The organism is Pseudomonas sp. FP2300 (assembly GCF_030687595.1).
Classification (GTDB): Bacteria; Pseudomonadota; Gammaproteobacteria; order Pseudomonadales; family Pseudomonadaceae; genus Aquipseudomonas; species Aquipseudomonas bijieensis.
Genome location: NZ_CP117440.1, coordinates 2,546,781 through 2,562,092 on the forward strand (window position 1 = coordinate 2,546,781; position 15,312 = coordinate 2,562,092).

The 15,312-nt window shown below is 52.6% G+C and carries 15 protein-coding genes and 1 pseudogene; all 16 read right to left on the minus strand.

The window, feature by feature from the left end; translation table 11 throughout:
* Positions 1 to 125: 125 nt before the first annotated feature.
* On the minus strand, positions 126 to 1,313 hold the full coding sequence (locus PSH86_RS11415) for an STY4528 family pathogenicity island replication protein (protein ID WP_305489777.1): 1,188 nt from the start codon (positions 1,311 to 1,313) through the stop codon (positions 126 to 128).
* On the minus strand, positions 1,310 to 1,858 hold the full coding sequence (locus PSH86_RS11420; protein ID WP_305489779.1) for a DUF2857 domain-containing protein: 549 nt from the start codon (positions 1,856 to 1,858) through the stop codon (positions 1,310 to 1,312). Before PSH86_RS11420 ends, PSH86_RS11415 begins: the two co-directional genes overlap by 4 nt.
* The gene (locus PSH86_RS11425; RefSeq protein WP_305489781.1) at positions 1,855 to 3,417 is read right to left on the minus strand and encodes a ParB family protein; all 1,563 of its coding nucleotides are present in this window, start codon (positions 3,415 to 3,417) and stop codon (positions 1,855 to 1,857) included. The genes PSH86_RS11420 and PSH86_RS11425 overlap by 4 nt, the downstream gene beginning before the upstream one ends.
* Positions 3,418 to 3,431: 14 nt before the next feature.
* A complete protein-coding gene (locus tag PSH86_RS30550; protein ID WP_370873774.1) occupies positions 3,432 to 3,641 on the minus strand; it encodes a hypothetical protein in 210 nt (69 codons plus the stop codon).
* A gap of 84 nt (positions 3,642 to 3,725) precedes the next feature.
* Positions 3,726 to 4,568 carry a ParA family protein gene (locus PSH86_RS11430; protein WP_305489783.1) on the minus strand — a complete coding sequence of 281 codons (843 nt, stop codon included), beginning with the start codon at positions 4,566 to 4,568 and terminating at the stop codon, positions 3,726 to 3,728.
* 4 nt (positions 4,569 to 4,572) lie between these two features.
* Positions 4,573 to 4,797 carry an AlpA family phage regulatory protein gene (locus PSH86_RS11435; RefSeq protein ID WP_305489785.1) on the minus strand — a complete coding sequence of 75 codons (225 nt, stop codon included), beginning with the start codon at positions 4,795 to 4,797 and terminating at the stop codon, positions 4,573 to 4,575.
* A 108-nt stretch (positions 4,798 to 4,905) separates the two neighbouring features.
* Positions 4,906 to 5,661: a hypothetical protein gene (locus PSH86_RS11440; protein WP_305489787.1), complete on the minus strand. Its 756-nt coding sequence runs from the start codon at positions 5,659 to 5,661 to the stop codon at positions 4,906 to 4,908.
* 387 nt (positions 5,662 to 6,048) lie between these two features.
* Positions 6,049 to 6,486: a nuclear transport factor 2 family protein gene (locus tag PSH86_RS11445; RefSeq protein ID WP_305489789.1), complete on the minus strand. Its 438-nt coding sequence runs from the start codon at positions 6,484 to 6,486 to the stop codon at positions 6,049 to 6,051.
* 26 nt (positions 6,487 to 6,512) lie between these two features.
* Positions 6,513 to 7,436, minus strand: coding sequence for a transporter (locus PSH86_RS11450; RefSeq protein WP_305489791.1), 924 nt, complete (start codon positions 7,434 to 7,436; stop codon positions 6,513 to 6,515).
* 102 nt (positions 7,437 to 7,538) lie between these two features.
* On the minus strand, positions 7,539 to 8,240 hold the full coding sequence (locus PSH86_RS11455) for an alpha/beta fold hydrolase (RefSeq protein ID WP_305489792.1): 702 nt from the start codon (positions 8,238 to 8,240) through the stop codon (positions 7,539 to 7,541).
* An 11-nt stretch (positions 8,241 to 8,251) separates the two neighbouring features.
* The gene (locus PSH86_RS11460; protein ID WP_305489794.1) at positions 8,252 to 9,658 is read right to left on the minus strand and encodes an MFS transporter; all 1,407 of its coding nucleotides are present in this window, start codon (positions 9,656 to 9,658) and stop codon (positions 8,252 to 8,254) included.
* 151 nt (positions 9,659 to 9,809) lie between these two features.
* Positions 9,810 to 10,793: a PDR/VanB family oxidoreductase gene (locus tag PSH86_RS11465; RefSeq protein WP_305489795.1), complete on the minus strand. Its 984-nt coding sequence runs from the start codon at positions 10,791 to 10,793 to the stop codon at positions 9,810 to 9,812.
* A gap of 9 nt (positions 10,794 to 10,802) precedes the next feature.
* Entirely contained in the window at positions 10,803 to 11,870 is a 1,068-nt protein-coding gene (locus PSH86_RS11470; protein ID WP_305489797.1) for an aromatic ring-hydroxylating dioxygenase subunit alpha, read from the minus strand.
* Between the two features lie 17 nt (positions 11,871 to 11,887).
* Positions 11,888 to 13,123, minus strand: a pseudogene (locus PSH86_RS11475) (gallate dioxygenase).
* Positions 13,123 to 14,244, minus strand: a complete 1,122-nt coding sequence (locus PSH86_RS11480) for an aromatic ring-hydroxylating dioxygenase subunit alpha (RefSeq protein ID WP_305489799.1) — start codon at positions 14,242 to 14,244, stop codon at positions 13,123 to 13,125. Before PSH86_RS11480 ends, PSH86_RS11475 begins: the two are co-directional and overlap by 1 nt.
* 18 nt (positions 14,245 to 14,262) lie before the next feature.
* On the minus strand, positions 14,263 to 15,246 hold the full coding sequence (locus tag PSH86_RS11485) for a PDR/VanB family oxidoreductase (protein ID WP_305489801.1): 984 nt from the start codon (positions 15,244 to 15,246) through the stop codon (positions 14,263 to 14,265).
* Between the last annotated feature and the right edge of the window lie 66 nt (positions 15,247 to 15,312).

Sequence of the window (15,312 nt, forward strand, 5' to 3'; positions counted from 1 at the left end):
CTTGGACGAGGACGTTGCGACAGATGAAGGCCAAGGACAGCCAAAAAGCTGAATGCGATCTGTTCGGTTTGGTTCGAGACGGCTAATTTCTGAGACGCTCGACAATGATGCCAGTGGCATCAAATCTACTGACGTCCAGGGCGTTTGACGCGCAGCTGGCGCAACTCATTCAGGCACGCCTGGGCCAGGGCAGAGGCGGGTTCGCCCTGTTTCCTTGCTCGGCGTGAAGGGTCGGGTGGCGGTTCTGCAATGGGTAACGATTCAGCCTGACCTGCCCAAGGACGAAAGTCGCCTTTCAGCGCTCGCTGGACCAGGCCCATCAGATACGCCGCTGGCTTACGGATACCGCCGGCCGCACATCGTGCGCCCGCTTCGTTGAGCACTGCCTGCCGTTCCGCTGGTTTGAGCTTGTTTAGCGCCACGGCGACGGCCTGACGTTCGTTTGGGCTCAAGTGCAGCGGATCGGGCCAATGCAGGTTATCCACCGTTGGGGTCGCGCGCGGTACAGTACAAGTACTTTCTTTTAATACAGTACAGGCGGCGTTCGGTTTCCGAACTGTGCCGGAAACATTGGCGTTCAGGCCCGGTTCGAAATCCGAACGAGGTCTCACACGATTCCGAACGCTGCGGTCGCCACCCATTTCGGAATCGTGTAACGCTTCATCGGTTATCTGATCCCATTCTTGCGGTGTCCAGTGTTCGCCCCAGTGCTCAAATCGGGTAGGGAGTCGACCCTGATCGATATCCGTGTCTTGGCGGATATCTTCCACAATGTGCTGCGCGACAATACGCACAGCCTTGGTTGCATGATCGAGGGCATGTCCGACTAGCTCTAGGTAATCTTGATCCAGCTCCATGGCTTCGGCGGGTGTTAACGGTTCATCGTGCAGGACATACAGAGAGCCTTGTAGGCGCCCGCTGAGTTGATCGCGGCCACGGCTCACCAAGCTGAGCCAGCGGGTCAGCCTGAGCATCGTCAAGACGCGAGCGATGGTTTCACGGGAGGCTGATACACCATAGGGTACGCTGGACAGGTAAGGTTGCAGATCTTCATAACGTGGTGTGACTACTCCCTGGCCTTGCAGCATAAGTCGAAATACTTGCCATGCGTTGCGTTCCAGAGGAGTCAGCCGACAATCCAGGAGCAGGCGACGCGGCACGACTTCGTGTGATTGGCCGCTGAACAGAAAGCCAGCCTGTAGAGTCTGGTTGGAGGGTGGTTGAGTGCTCGGACGTGCAGGCCAGCGTTCACTCAACTGCTGGGTGCATTGCTTCAGAACTCGCTGCCAGCGACTGTAGGGGGCGGATTTCATGTTCCGTTGCTGTATTGGTCGATCTGCTGCCAAACAATGGTCAAGCTGATCTGTTGCTCCTCCGCCAACATCATCATGGCGTCGAGCTGATCCTCAGCACCGTCCTCAGCGCGTAGCTGGCACCAACGCTGCCAGAGCGCGTGTTCCTGCGCTTCACTCAAGTTCTGTGGGCGCCCCTTACGGGTCTCTATCTTGAGCAGGCGTCGGCGTAGGGCGGTTTCCGAATGTGCCAAGCCGAAGCACTTATACATGATGGTACTGCTGGCTCCAAGCTTGAGCGCTCGGTTGATCAAGCGCTCATTCTGCTCGTCGCGTTCGGCCTGCTCGATCAAACGATGTAGCACTGGCGAATCAATCTTGACCTCAACCCAGGGGACGGTGGCATGGGCCAGGCGTGACAGCGTGGTAGGCGGCAAAGATTGCAGCAGGTAGATGTCCTCTTCACCCAGTCCGAGTGCCTTGCAGCGTTGGAGGTTGCCCAGGCGCACCTCGTGAAGGACCTGGGTCAACATGGCCTGGTTGAGCACGTTGAAGGACAGGTTCATGGCAGCTCCCTTGGTGAGTCGTCTTCAGGGGTAAGCGTTAAGTCGATCAGGCGCCGGGCTAAGCGAATGAGGCGATACAGTTTTATCAGTAGAGCGTCGGGCAATCGCTCCAGTCCTACGTCCACAGCGGGACGATCTGTCAGCGGGAGTTGATACACCCCCAATAGCAGTTGGCCGAACAGGGCTGAGGGCAATTGCTTGCGATCTTCCCAGTTCACTTCGTCTTGAGCGCGCAGTAGGGCAAGGAGCATTAGGTGAACGCCGGTTGCACGAGGCGCCGAAAGATCCAGTTGCTCCATGTTGAGGGCGAAGCCCAAACCACATTTCTGATCGATGATGCTCTCGGGATGTCCGGCATAGGCCGCCATTTCTCGAGCCAGTCCAGATATGGCAAATCGCAGCTGCTCGGGGGTATCCAGTGTTGGGGCGATGAACCAGATATCGTCGATCGTGCAGGTTTCGACGGTTGGTGCTGGTTCGGGGGCGGTGTCGCGATCAATCTGTTCGCGAATCTGCTGGACTCGTGACGGAGGATTGACTGCTGCTGGTGGGACATTCACTTCGGACCGTGTGAGCGGCTCCTCTTGCGCTGTTTCGGTCTGGGTTCTGATCTCAGTTGATTTGGGTGAGAGACGGCCTGTGGTGGCTTCTTCAGCCCCCGGCCCCGTGGGCGTAACGACAACATCGGGCGTCCGGATGCCACGCTGTGTGTCGCTCAGCTCTAGCGCCAACATGCGGTAGGTCTGTCCGAGTAAGCGGCTCATGCGTTCGAGCAGTTCATCCTGTATTTTCTCAAGATCGAAGGACTCGGGAGCGGCATCAAATTGGCCCAAGGTGTCGAGCCAAAACTCGGGAAACGCAATGGCATCGGTCGGATAACGATTCCACGTTTGTTCAGCCTGGCTACGCAGCCCAATCAGGCGTTCAATTTTGGGTTTACCCAATCCGGCATACAAGGTTTGTGGAATGGCGGGCAGTAGGTATTCGAGGGTGTCGAGCATCCGGCTGATGTGCGACTGTGAAATGGGGTAGCCCCCAGCGGCGAGACGTCGTGCCAGCTCGCGTTGCGAGAGCGTTGCTCCATCTGGTTCGAGCATGGTCTTGAGTTTGGCTACAGCCAGAGCACGTTCGATGAAGGTGAGCTGGCCGTGCAGATCGCTTTCGGCCAGATGGCCGAGTAGGGTGGTGACTTCATTGCTCCAGGGCCGGAACAGGCAATGAATGCGAAAGAAGCGCTCATCGTGGGTTTCCTGCCATAGCTCGCCGAGAATCGCCAATCGCGTATTACCGCCGTTGCGGATGATGAAATAGGTTTCACCCGGGCGACGGGTAATCGGCGGCGGTTGATCCAGCCCGCGTTCACGGATCGAGGCTTTTATGTCGTCATAAAGTGGATTGCGGATGAAGCGTGGGTTGTGTTCGTAGGGCCTCAGTTGCTCCAGCGTGACCAGCATGGGGGTGTCAATGACCGGATCGGACAGTCGCTCCAATTCTGGACCCCGAGGAAAATGGTCCTGGTGCAGTTTGTCGATGATCTCCTCCTGACTGAGCTTCTTCATTGGAAAAGCCTCAGTTAACGCCTGTTACGCAAATGGTCACCGACCTCGAACTTAACGATCTCGGCTGTTCTCGAACCTTCGAAATACCGAGACAGTGCCGCGAGAAACCAACCCATGACCGATCTCCCACGCTGCAGGCGAAAGACCACGGTGCAGTATTCCTCGCTAGGTGGATGATCTTGTCGAATGGATGGCTGAACGATGATGGGAAACTGATCCAACATTAAAAGACTCCTCGCCAACGCTGTTGGCCTCAAGTTTGAACAAACAAAATGGCCTGGGGGGAAACACCGGTTTCGGGATTCGCCTTATCGAACCTCTGCGTATCTGCTCACTTTAGAAATCAGTTCACGCCATTCTGGAAACAATTCGATGGCTAGAGCTTGCATGGTTTCCAGCGCTGGTCGTGAGCGTCGTTGACCTGACTGGCGAATCTCGATTCGGTGGGCAGGTAGGCCAAGGGAGGCGGCGTTGAGATAAGCCACTCGGTCTGGAACTACTGTGTCTAGGACAGAGACGTTGGGAGCCCCAGTAAAGGCGTCATGTAAGCCACGGATGATCATTCGCGTGTCTACTCGGATGCTATTTACTTGGTTCAGCAGCAGTCGTAACAGTGGCAGCGTGATGCCCAGGTGGCGAAATGGCTCGAGCTCACCGAACAGCCTCAAAGTGCCGCGGCGCAGTTCGCGGGCGGCTAGCATTTCCGGTGTGATGGGGGAGAGGGCTGTATCGCAGGCGAGAATGGCCATCTCCAGCAGCACGCTGCGTGCGCCTTGGGTGTCGATCAAAAGCAGGTCATAACGAGGGCGGAAATCGTCGAGCAGATTGCGCAGCCGTAATCGCCCGTCAGGGGCGTGCATCAGCAAAGTACTCAGTCGGCCGTGGTCGTCGTTCGAGAGGATCAGATCCAGACCGGCAACCACCGTCGTGGAATTTATCTGCGCAGGATCTGTCTGGTTGAGCGCAATGAGTTCGTACGCACCTGCGTCAGCCTTCTGGTTCAAAGCGTAATAGCTGGAGAGAGTGGGTTGAATATCCAGATCGAGCAACAGGACGCGTAGACCAGCATCCGCCAGCAGACCGCCGAGATTGGCAGCCACTGGGGTTTTGCCTACTCCACCTTTGGTGGACACCACCGAGACCACACGCATGGCATCAGACCTGCTGCGCCAAACGCTCAGTGATCCATCGTTCGATCTCCCGTGAGTCCCAGCCGACGGCGCGCAGTCCAATGCGTTTGGCCTGAGGGAATTTACCTTCCTTCATCAAGTTATAGATGTGCGCACGCTTGAAGCCGGTTCTCCGCTCCACTTCGTCGCGCCGCATGATGTGACGGTCAGCAGGTGGTTGAGGGCTGTCAGCGGGCGAGACGGATGTCATGTTGGTCACTCCTGGCGCCGCCTGGCGCGTGGTGGGAAGTGACCTGATTGAATATCAGAAAAGCGAGGGAGTCATTGCAATGCAAGTGAAGTAATTGCATTGCAATGCTCATCTTTTGGCCTCAGCGAGGCTGCGTCTGGCGGCCGCAAATTTTTCATCCAGTGAGCGCTTGCTCAGTCCCGTGACGCCGCCGTAGTGCGCGGTTATAGAGTCGACAATAGAAGCCTGACTATCGAAGATTGAATGCTTTCTTCCTCCCCTTGACGAACCCAGCATGATATTGACCAGCGCTCCGATAACGTTGAGGAAGCTGGCTCTGCTGTTGTCGCTGAGCTGCTGCTTGTTTTCGGCAAGCACGCGGAGACTCTCAAGTTCCATTCCCGTAGCGTTTAGGTCGCTGATCAGCGATTGAAGCTTGGCCTCGGTAGCTTTTAACTGTATTTGTAGGGCATCTCGATCTGCCTGCAAAATCAAGTAGGTGCTGTAGTGGATCGTTTCTTGATCAGCTACGTTTTTATGAAAGAGAAAAGATGGTCGCTGGTCTGGATGGTAATAAAGCATCCACCGCTTTAAGTCTGAATGCCTAACGGTAAGCAATCTGGGATCGATTTGTATGCCAGGAGGAACCGTGATCCCTAAGGCTCCGTAAGGTATTTCCTGATTTCGAATGGCATCCAGAATCTTTTCTAAGTTTGCGTACAAGCGTGGCCATTGCGGAAAAGCGTGGCGGAGTCGATCCGGCATATCCCATTCGAACTGTAAAATCTCAGTCTCATGAGCGATTAAGTCGCACCAGCGAATTGCCGCCTCAATGGGTCTGTAGAACAGCTTTTCGATGGGACTCAGTCCTTTAGGTTCGTACATAGAGGTAGCCTCTATAGAAGGGCAGACCCCGCCATGTACTGTCTAAGATAGACCTACGCTTCCGTGCGGTTGCTGTCCTATAGTTTCCTGATACTCTGCGACTCTCAGTGCCCTGGTTCTATTGATAAGCGATTTTTTGTAGCATCGCAATAAAGTTTCTACATAACGATATGCGAAACAGTGAAGTCATATCTCTGTATCTGGAAGTGATCGCAGTCTGGAACTTCCAGCAAGCTCACCACTTGCCCTGCCGTTAGGCAAGCTTCAACATATTCGAACGATGGTTTCGGGGAAAATCAGCATGCGCCCCAGGGGCAATGCACGTGTGCGCTTCATTCTACGATTCCATACTTGTTCAGGCACTTTCAGGTGAGATTCAGAACATGTTCACGCTAAGATTCGTAACTGAATGCTGCCGATCCGCTCGCGGAAAAGCCAAGCGCCATTTTGGAGTATCAATGTGTCATCGAATGCACCCACAAGGTGTGGAGGTGTCGCCACTCCGGGAGTCACATCTCCTGATGCTGAAACCAATAGAATGTTACTAACGGCTTTGGCTTCGGTCTCAGAGATAAGTTCGACGACCGTATTGCATACAAAATGAGCGCTTACCCTCGATGGGCGACTTTTGAAAGCATCTAAGATGGCTCTCTTTCCCTTCACTGGTGCATCAGGGCTGCTTGGCCTGATGAACAGGCCGTCATCAGTGAATAGTTCCACTAACTTTTCATAATCACCCGCGTCATTTAACGTTGCAAATTTTTTTATTTGCCGTTCGCACGCATGTTCGGCCAACATGCGTTCTATTGGGTTTTCTAAAAACATAATAACTCCCATTCATTAAATACTAATCAGAAAACGTGTGTCAGCCTGAGGAACCCTGTGCCATCAAATTTATATCCGCCATCAACTTCTAAATCGCGCGCAAACTCAGCATACAACTGGGTATCAGGTCTAACCCAATAACCGATACCAGCGCGTGCCCGTAGGGAGTCGGTGCGTCGTCCTGTATCGATCCCTTCGAGCTCCGAATTCCCTCCCCATGTCTTCGTGAAACCCAAAGAAGTTGTTATTTTATTTTGGAGCGTGTAACTGAACCAAGGCTGCAGAACATAAGTAGGCTCTTGCTCCAAAGTTTTGTGATTGACAGTCGACCTCTCATTGTCACCATAAAACGTCACGTCAGCATTAACGTCTAATCTCCACGCCCCCCATGCCTCCGAGTAGCCAATCTGCCCAGCTGTTGAATACCTATTCGTACCCATGTTCAATGCATGATCACTCTCGTATGCGTCAAGAGGCAGAAACAGATAACCGGAAACACCAAGGTAACGCTTGTTTTTTGGATCATTGATGGGCCAGGCAGTAACTGCCACAAAGGGATCGGCAAATCCGCTATCGCTGCCGATTTTTCTTCCATTCAATTTTAGGTCTTGAGATCCATAAGGAATTGCAACTTGCAGTTGGACACGTGTCTCTGAGACGTCCAGCATATAAAACAAACGAAGTAGCGCTGATTCCGTCTTCAGTGTGGTGTCATGGGTAATATCGCTGCCTTCCTCAGGATGATATTCTGATGCTTGCCCCCCGCCAAGATAAAACATCGCTATTGTCTTGCCAGCTGGAGCTGGAATATACGCTCCAGGAGACACGTCTACCGCGAATGCTGGCGTAGCAGTAAATAAAGATGTCAGCGCATAAAAAATAGTGCTTTTCATAGTTTGTGATTGACGCACATGATTTTTAATGCACGGATTGCCGCTCTCTATAGTCATCTTAAACCTCAATGTTATTTTTGTTATAAAAGTTTAATAAATTGTAATTTCTTTTTATGAGGCACGTCTGCAATGACGACTGCAACCCATTTTTAGGTTATTTCAAGCAGTTGTTGTTAACCAATCCCGCATGGAGGCGTTGACAGCTACTGGGGCCTCATAAGGAGCCATATGTCCGCTTCTCTCGAAAATTACTAAACGAGAATTATCAATATTGCCGGCCATTGATTCGTGCTGTGCCGGATTGCTCCAAGTGTCTTCCCGACCGACCCCGATTAATGTAGGACACTGGATTGAAGAGAGTTGAAGGCTTGCGTCGGGGCGGTTGAGAAGAGCTCGAACCTGTCCCTCGAACGTCTCAACGCTCATGCTCCGTACCATTGATTTCAATGGTTCCATTAATGACGCATTTAAAGCGTTCGCTGGACTCATCATTGGAGGAAGCCACTGTTCAGCGAGTGCCCCCATTCCTTGTTCGCGAGCAAGGTCGATCAATTTTTGACGAGCTTCTTTCTCGCCTGTTTTGACTGGGTGGGTACCTGTATCAAAAAGAGCCAGCCGTTCTACGCGTTGAGGGGCTAGGCGCAAGATTTCTAGTGCTACTCGTGCGCCCATGGAGTGTCCAACCAGCGCAAAGACATCGGGTGCTTGGTCCAGAACGCTCTCAGCCATGACCGTTAAATCGTCAAAACCTTGGAAATCCACAGCTCGGACATCGCGAATGTCTTTTAACGCATTTATTTGAGCCTGCCAGACAGTTTGGTCACACAGCAGTCCGGATAGTAAGTACAACGCCGGTTTCATATTCCTACTCCTCAATTCAGCTTCACGGTTGGGTTAGCATCCGCGGGTGCGCGGACACTTGGAGTTTCGTCCTCTCGAGGGGAAACGTTGTCAATAAAGATGGGTGTGGAAGACTGACGTAACCAGATGAGAGAGAAGGCTGCCACCAGCATCGGAAGAGCCAGGACGAGAATGTAAGCTGGCCGTGACCATTCTTTCGCCATCAGCATTCCTGCAACAAACGGCCCGGAAACAGCTCCTATCCGACCCACGCTCATAGCCAAGCCAGTACCTGTGCTTCGCAACATTGTGGGGAAAACTTGAGGGACGAGTACGTACAAGGTATTGATGGACGTGTACAAGCAGAACCCTACTGCCACCGAGGTCATCAAGAGTACGACTGCGGCCGCCGGCGCTAAAGAGAAGAGAATTGCTGTAACGAACAACCCAATCATGAAGGCTGCTGCTAGACGTCTCGGGCCTAACTTAGGAGCAAGAAAACCGAACAATAAACATCCCACCATTCCGCCGATATTAAGCAATAAAGACCCCGATATTCCTATGGATTGGCTCAAACCCAACTCTGTCAGCATTTTAGGCATCCAGCTGAGCAGAAAATAGGACGTCATCATTACGCAGAAATATACGGCACAAGCGGCGAAAGTCCTGGAGGCGATCTCGGGCTTTAATAGCAATGAGAAATACTTTCCGGAATTATTTTTCTGGCTGGGTGACAAAGGTGGAAGTGAGTCGAGTTCTTCCAGATGCATAGCGCGCAGTATTTTGTTCGTTTTTTTCAGTGCGTTATGAGGTTGACGTGCCCATAGAAAATCGAGGGATTCCGGTAGTTGCCACAGAACCCACGGTAGTATGAGGGCAGCGACGCAGCCACCAAAGATATACACCGACCGCCAGCCGTGATCATTAATCAGGTACACCGACAATAACCCGCCCAGCGTAGCGCCGATCGGATACCCCATCGCCATGAGTGATATGCAAAGGGCACGCCTTTTGTTAGAAGAATATTCGCTCACAACAATATTGATGTTGGCTAGGATGCCACCGATGCCCAAACCAGTAACGACTCGCATTACCGCTAATTCTTCCACCGACCGGGATAAGGCCGAAACGAGCATTCCCAGGCAGAGGATTAACATGCAAATGATTACTGCTGGTCGCCTGCCTAGCCAATCACCCAGTGGGGCGACAAACAAAGCGCCGAACCCCATTCCGGCGAGCCCCGCGCTTAGTAACAATCCGATCTGAGCAGGCCCTAGGTGCCACTCGGCGGATATGGCCGGGGCTGTGTAAGCCACAACCAATACGTCGAAGCCGTCAAGGCCGGCAATCAACATGCATAGTGCAATAATACCAATTTGAAATCGGCTCATGTTGCCGTTCTTAATTAGCGCGAAACCCGAGTCATCAGTAGTATTCATTATCATTGTCTACCTGGTTTTTGAGTTGCACAGCACGACATTACTTCTGTTTGCAAATGATCTAATGGTGTTTCCAATGCAGAAACTTACGGCGCACCTAAGGCGTTACAAGAAAGTTTTTATTGTTGCGATTTTCAGGCGTTTCAATTTTCTAGCGCAAAACCGGGTCGCCACGCCAAGCAGGATCTATGGTCACAGTTCCTCCCGCTACTCGGGATACACAAGCGCACATTCTTTTGTTTTGTTCATGTTGCTCGTCACTGAAAAAAACATCTCGATGGTCGATTTCACCTGCTAGATCCGTAATGTCCATCGCACACAGACCACACTCACCTCTGCGGCAGTCAAATAGCACCTCAACACCTGCTTCATTCAATGCATCCAGCATTGAGCGATCACGTGGTACTACAACTTCGACGCCGAGGCGCGGCACTTTTACAGTGAACTCTTGGGGAGCGAACCTACCGCTCGATCCAAAAGTCTCATAATGCAAGCGTGCAATTGCCCGTCCGCTTTCCGCCCAAGCCTTTCGAACCGCATCCATCAGACCGAGCGGGCCGCAGATGTAAAGCTCCGCATCGGGATGCAATCTTGCGATTTCTTCGGTGGCGTTTAAAAAATCACCTTCCTCTGCAACATAGACTTGCAGACGAGTGTCGAGAACATCCTGGAGCGCTTCAAGATAGGCGAGCTCTTCGCGCGTGCGAGCTGCATAAATCATCGTGACAGGATGCCCACGGTTCATGAGCGCCTCCGCCATTCTAATGATCGGAGTGATACCAATGCCCCCTGCGATCAACAGATATTCTTGCGCTCCAAACGTCAACTCGAAATCGCAAGCGGGAGGAGTAATCATCAACCTCGCGCCCGGTTGCAATGTCCACATGTATTTTGATCCGCCCCGGCTATCAGGTAAAAGCTTGACGGCGATAACAACGCCTCCGCCGTCGAGTTGGCGCACAACCGAATACGAACGGTGATCAGGGCGACCATCAACCATAATCTGTACGTTGACGTGTGCACCAGGAGCACAGGAACCGATAGATGGGGACAGAAGCTGAATTTCTCTCACCGTAGGAGTCAAGTCAGACACAGCCACAACTTGGGATTCCACCCAGTTAACTAGATTTCTCATGGAGCCCCCCTATGCGACTGACACGACATGGATACGCGTTGAGTTTTCTTCAGCGATCATGTCGTTGATCCGACGACGCGCCCACAAAGAGCCGGAGTCAATATTTAGATTGTTGAAATCCCGCCCTGGGTTCTTGTTGATAGCGCGCTGCTGAGCTTCGATGATGTCCTCATCTTCTCTGAGGATGCCACCAGCCGAGTCCATGATCCGACGGGTCAATCCTTGATCATGGATGCGATAATTGCGTAAATGGCACCAAAAGTAATAACAGGTCTTCTCCGTGGATGGAGTTGGGATATGGATCACCCACATGCTCACACCTTGGCTGCGGTCACCCTCAGGAGCGCCGGTACCTGCAGGCGCAACACCAACATCAAGTACTACAATTGATGGTGCAAGAAAGTGGATGTATTGCCAGCGATCAACAGGGCCAGGCTTACCAAGCTGCGCGGCCCAAAACGGAGGTGCCTCTTCATTCAAGACCCATCGAGTAATGCTGGCGGTTTTCGCACCATGGCTAGGTTCAAAAGGTGCTTCAGCCAATGCTTCGTTGCCGATCGAAGACGAATGAACATACGTCTCGTGAGTCAAATCCATGAGGTTATCGATCACCAACCGATAATCCGACTCAACCTCAGTCATGCGCCCATCACCTGCCCAATCCGGATCATCAAACCAACCGAGATCCGGAATCAGTCCCGGATCGGCCAATGCAGGATCACCCGGCCAGATCCAAACAAAACGATGACGTTCCTGCACCGGGTATGAGCGCACGCAAGCGGCAGGATTCAGCGTTTCTTGAGAGGGCATATGTGTACAACGACCAGAATCGTTGAATCGCAGACCGTGGTACCCACAAATAACCTCGTCTCCGACTAGGCTGCCAACTGAGAGCGGTACCAACCGATGCCAGCAAGCGTCTGCCAACGCAGCGGCGCGACCGTCCAAGCGCCGGTACAGTACGACGTCTTGGCCGCAGATCGTCCGCGCCAGAAGATGACGACCAACTTCTGCATCCCACGCGGCTACGTACCAAGCGTTGTTGGGAAAGGTTTGGGTTGCATTGTTATTATTCATATCAGGCCTCTACTTTCTTAGCGCATTTCGGGGACGCGTCGCGTCTTAAGAAAGTCTTCAAGGGACTCGCCCCGCATGATCGCGTACACCTGCATGTTGCTAAGCTTCACAACGCGGGCAAATTTTTCAACAACGAAAAAATTTGCCCCGTGCTGAATAAGGCCTAGCCAATCCCGGCAACGAACCATTTCTTTCTCTACGTCCGTGAGGCCTGCATCCGACATGAGCTTTTCCTCGTCCTCAAGAAAGCGCTCCCGCCACTTTGGTGTGATCATCTTCCAGAAAAAAAGGTTGAGCTTTAGCGTCTTATTGCTTACTCGTAAGTCAAAGACATAGGTGCCGCCGAGTTCCTGCATTCCAATAACTTGCGGGTTCATATGGGCTCCTCAAGCGACCGACTTTGAGTCAGTCGTCTCGGTAACAGGTTCATAAAGTACGACTGTCATCGCGGTGGTCGTGGCCAGGTAGTAATTTTGGTGAATTTTGCGTATAGGCCCTTCTACTGCGCCCCGCATCGCCAGCCACATGATCTGCTCTACGCTCTCGGCACCGCCTAAACGGACGTATTCGGCGTGTGTCATTCGAGTTAACTGTTGAGGGTCGTGTTCTAGAAGCTCTAGAAACTCCATGTCCCACTCAGTGTTGTTAAATCCGGTACGCTCTCCATGAATCTGATGTGACAGACCACCGGTGCCCACAACCACAACATTCAAGTCTTCTGGGTAAGATTCAACGGCTCGACGAATGGCTTGCCCCAGTCGATAGCAGCGCTGCGCGGTAGGCAGCGGGTATTGCAGTACATTGATCGCTACCGGTACGACCACTCCTGGCCAGTCAGGGTCGTGCGGCCACAACAGAGGCAGGGGAGCTGCGCAGCCGTGATCGATTGGTTTGTCCTGGAATACGGTGATATCAATTTCATCATTGACGAGCGATTCGGCGATGTGAGCTTGAAGCGCAACGTTCCCACGAATCGGTGGTAACGGTCTCAGGCCCGCGCCTTCATCCGCAATTTGAAAACTTTCCCCTACGCCCAAGGCGAACGTTGGGTACATATCGAAGAAGAACGTCGTGCAATGATCGTTATAAAAGAAAACCAGAACGTCGACGTTTTTCTCTTTCAACCAAGATGCGACAGGCTTGTAGCCCTCAAACAAGGGCGCCCATGCGGGATCGTTCTGCTTTCCTTTATCGTAGGCGAGTCCGATGGTAGGCACATGTGATGTGCCAATCGCGCCAATGATCTTAGCCATTATATTTCTCCTGAGACGGTGTTCTGGCTGTAAGCTTTCTCAGCTTCTGCGGCTGCCAAGCGATGAAGGTTGCGGCGCATAAGAAGCCCGGGTTTATCCGGTGCAAAGTTAAGGTCAAATTGAGGGTCGGCATCTTTCTGCACGACTTCTGATATCCATTCCAGTGCATCGACGTCTTCCAAATAGGCCTGTTCTGACGCCTTGATCATGAAAGCATCGACTTCAACATCGTCATGCTTGAAGTCACGGGAGTTAAACCACCAGTAATGGATGGTGTTGTTTGTTTCAGGGGTAATGATGTGCGTAATGTTGAAGCGGTACTGAGTCGGGGCACCTGCGTCAGGTTGGTGATCGACAATTCGAGCAAAAGCAACATGCATTGCCGGAGAAACAAATCGCGCCTCTGACAAGCGATCCACCGATTTATGCATGATGCCAGCGGGCACGCCGTAAATACCTGGCGGTGGCGAGTTTCTTAACGCGCGATCGATAACTACTTCCATTCCTTCTTCTCGGACGTCCAGCTTTGAGCGCGCATACGCTGGAGTGCCGACGGTTCCGGGATGCAGAAAAGGAAAATGCGTCTGATCGAGTAGGTTTTCGTGCATGGCCACGTAGTCGGATTTCATGTAGAAATTACCGGTGACGCTTTTGAATTCATCACTGCTTAGCCAATGGGTGTCCGGCACTAGCTCTTCATCAGCCAAGTCGGGATCGCCCATCCAGATCCATAACAATGGGGCCCTCTCCACAATTGGGAAGGAACGAACATTGGCATTGCTGGGTACCAACGGCATGGACGGCATGTTGACGCAACGTCCGGATGAATCGAACTGCATGCCGTGATATCCACAAACAAGGACATCCCCGTCCAACTTCCCTTTGGCAAGCGGGAAAGAACGATGGGGGCATCGGTTGCGTACAGCGACAGGCGCCCCGGCTAGCGTGCGGTACATGGCAACGTCTACGCCTAAAATCCGACGGTGCATTAGTTCTCGGGAGACTTCCTCACTCCTCCCAGCGACGTACCAGCAGTTGCGCACCAGAGGCGTGTTTTGATCGGCGTACCCTGAAGAAACGATCAAATTGTCGGGTTGTTGAAATTGGTGAATGTTGTTCATTATTTCTCTTCCTAAGACTCAAACGTCTAGTACGAGGGTGCCGCCGCGAATTCGGGACACGCAGAGGCACAGGGTTTTCCCTGAGTCTTTTTCCTCTTGTGATAGGTATCGATCTCGGTGATCAATCGGCGAGTCGGATTCGAGCACTGTTAATGGGCACAGACCACATTCTCCGCGGCGGCAGTCCGAAAGCAGGTCTAGCCCAGCAGCAGTAAGGGCGTCGAGAATTGATGTGTCACGTCCAACTTGAACCCTGCGCCCTGAACGCTGAAGACATATTTCGAATGCTTGGTCGTCTGGGCTACTGGCGATGCCAAATTGCTCGCTTCGGATGCGATCAATCGCCCAGCCTAAATTGGCCCCGACTCGATACGCCGCGTCGATCATTGGTTTCGGGCCACAGATGTAAACAACGGTGTTGCCATCCTGTTGTTCAAACAATGACTGCAGGTCCAGGTGATCAACTGCAGGATCACCACTTAGGTGAATCGTTCCCCGGTCACCGGCCATAGACATGGTTTCATCACGATAGGCGAGCGTGTCGAGAGTACGACCGCTGTATACAAAGCTGAAATCGCGCTTACGGCGCGCAAGACTTCTAAGCATTGAATAAATAGGTGTAATTCCTATACCGCCGGCTATCAGGAGCACTCGAGGCTCATTACGGCCAAGTACGAAATTGTTCTTCGGCCAAGAAATGCTGAGCTCGGATCCCTCAACCAAATTTTCATGAATAAAAGCAGACCCGCGTTTGTGATCTTCGCGTTGAACGGCGATTCGGTATTGGTACGCGGGGTCGATATCAAAGCCATCCCCGCCAATCAGGGAATAGTGACGGACAAACCGCCCGTTAATCGGAGAGGAAAGGTGGAGCTCGATATGCGAGCCAGGTTCGTATCTCGGAAGAGGCCCGCCGTCGCAAGAAATAAGCAGGTATTCATTGATACGAGGGGTGAGTCGGCGGACGCCTCCCACCCGAACGTTGAGTGTCGGACTATGCACGGGTCAGCTCCTGATTGTTTTATTTTTGTGTTGGGATCCCGTAAGCGGGTATCCGGACAGGATCTT

What these genes read in the sequence shown, in the direction of transcription:
- PSH86_RS11480 (WP_305489799.1), bottom strand. Translation starts at nt 14,244, where the DNA reads ATGAACAACATTCACCAATTTCAACAACCCGACAATTTGATCGTTTCT.
- PSH86_RS11415 (WP_305489777.1), bottom strand. Translation starts at nt 1,313, where the DNA reads ATGAAATCCGCCCCCTACAGTCGCTGGCAGCGAGTTCTGAAGCAATGC.
- PSH86_RS11455 (WP_305489792.1), bottom strand. Translation starts at nt 8,240, where the DNA reads ATGAAACCGGCGTTGTACTTACTATCCGGACTGCTGTGTGACCAAACT.
- PSH86_RS11445 (WP_305489789.1), bottom strand. Translation starts at nt 6,486, where the DNA reads ATGTTTTTAGAAAACCCAATAGAACGCATGTTGGCCGAACATGCGTGC.
- PSH86_RS11425 (WP_305489781.1), bottom strand. Translation starts at nt 3,417, where the DNA reads ATGAAGAAGCTCAGTCAGGAGGAGATCATCGACAAACTGCACCAGGAC.
- PSH86_RS11420 (WP_305489779.1), bottom strand. Translation starts at nt 1,858, where the DNA reads ATGAACCTGTCCTTCAACGTGCTCAACCAGGCCATGTTGACCCAGGTC.
- PSH86_RS11470 (WP_305489797.1), bottom strand. Translation starts at nt 11,870, where the DNA reads ATGAATAATAACAATGCAACCCAAACCTTTCCCAACAACGCTTGGTAC.
- PSH86_RS11430 (WP_305489783.1), bottom strand. Translation starts at nt 4,568, where the DNA reads ATGCGTGTGGTCTCGGTGGTGTCCACCAAAGGTGGAGTAGGCAAAACC.
- PSH86_RS11440 (WP_305489787.1), bottom strand. Translation starts at nt 5,661, where the DNA reads ATGTACGAACCTAAAGGACTGAGTCCCATCGAAAAGCTGTTCTACAGA.
- PSH86_RS11435 (WP_305489785.1), bottom strand. Translation starts at nt 4,797, where the DNA reads ATGACATCCGTCTCGCCCGCTGACAGCCCTCAACCACCTGCTGACCGT.
- PSH86_RS11460 (WP_305489794.1), bottom strand. Translation starts at nt 9,658, where the DNA reads ATGAATACTACTGATGACTCGGGTTTCGCGCTAATTAAGAACGGCAAC.
- PSH86_RS11450 (WP_305489791.1), bottom strand. Translation starts at nt 7,436, where the DNA reads ATGACTATAGAGAGCGGCAATCCGTGCATTAAAAATCATGTGCGTCAA.
- PSH86_RS30550 (WP_370873774.1), bottom strand. Translation starts at nt 3,641, where the DNA reads ATGTTGGATCAGTTTCCCATCATCGTTCAGCCATCCATTCGACAAGAT.
- PSH86_RS11465 (WP_305489795.1), bottom strand. Translation starts at nt 10,793, where the DNA reads ATGAGAAATCTAGTTAACTGGGTGGAATCCCAAGTTGTGGCTGTGTCT.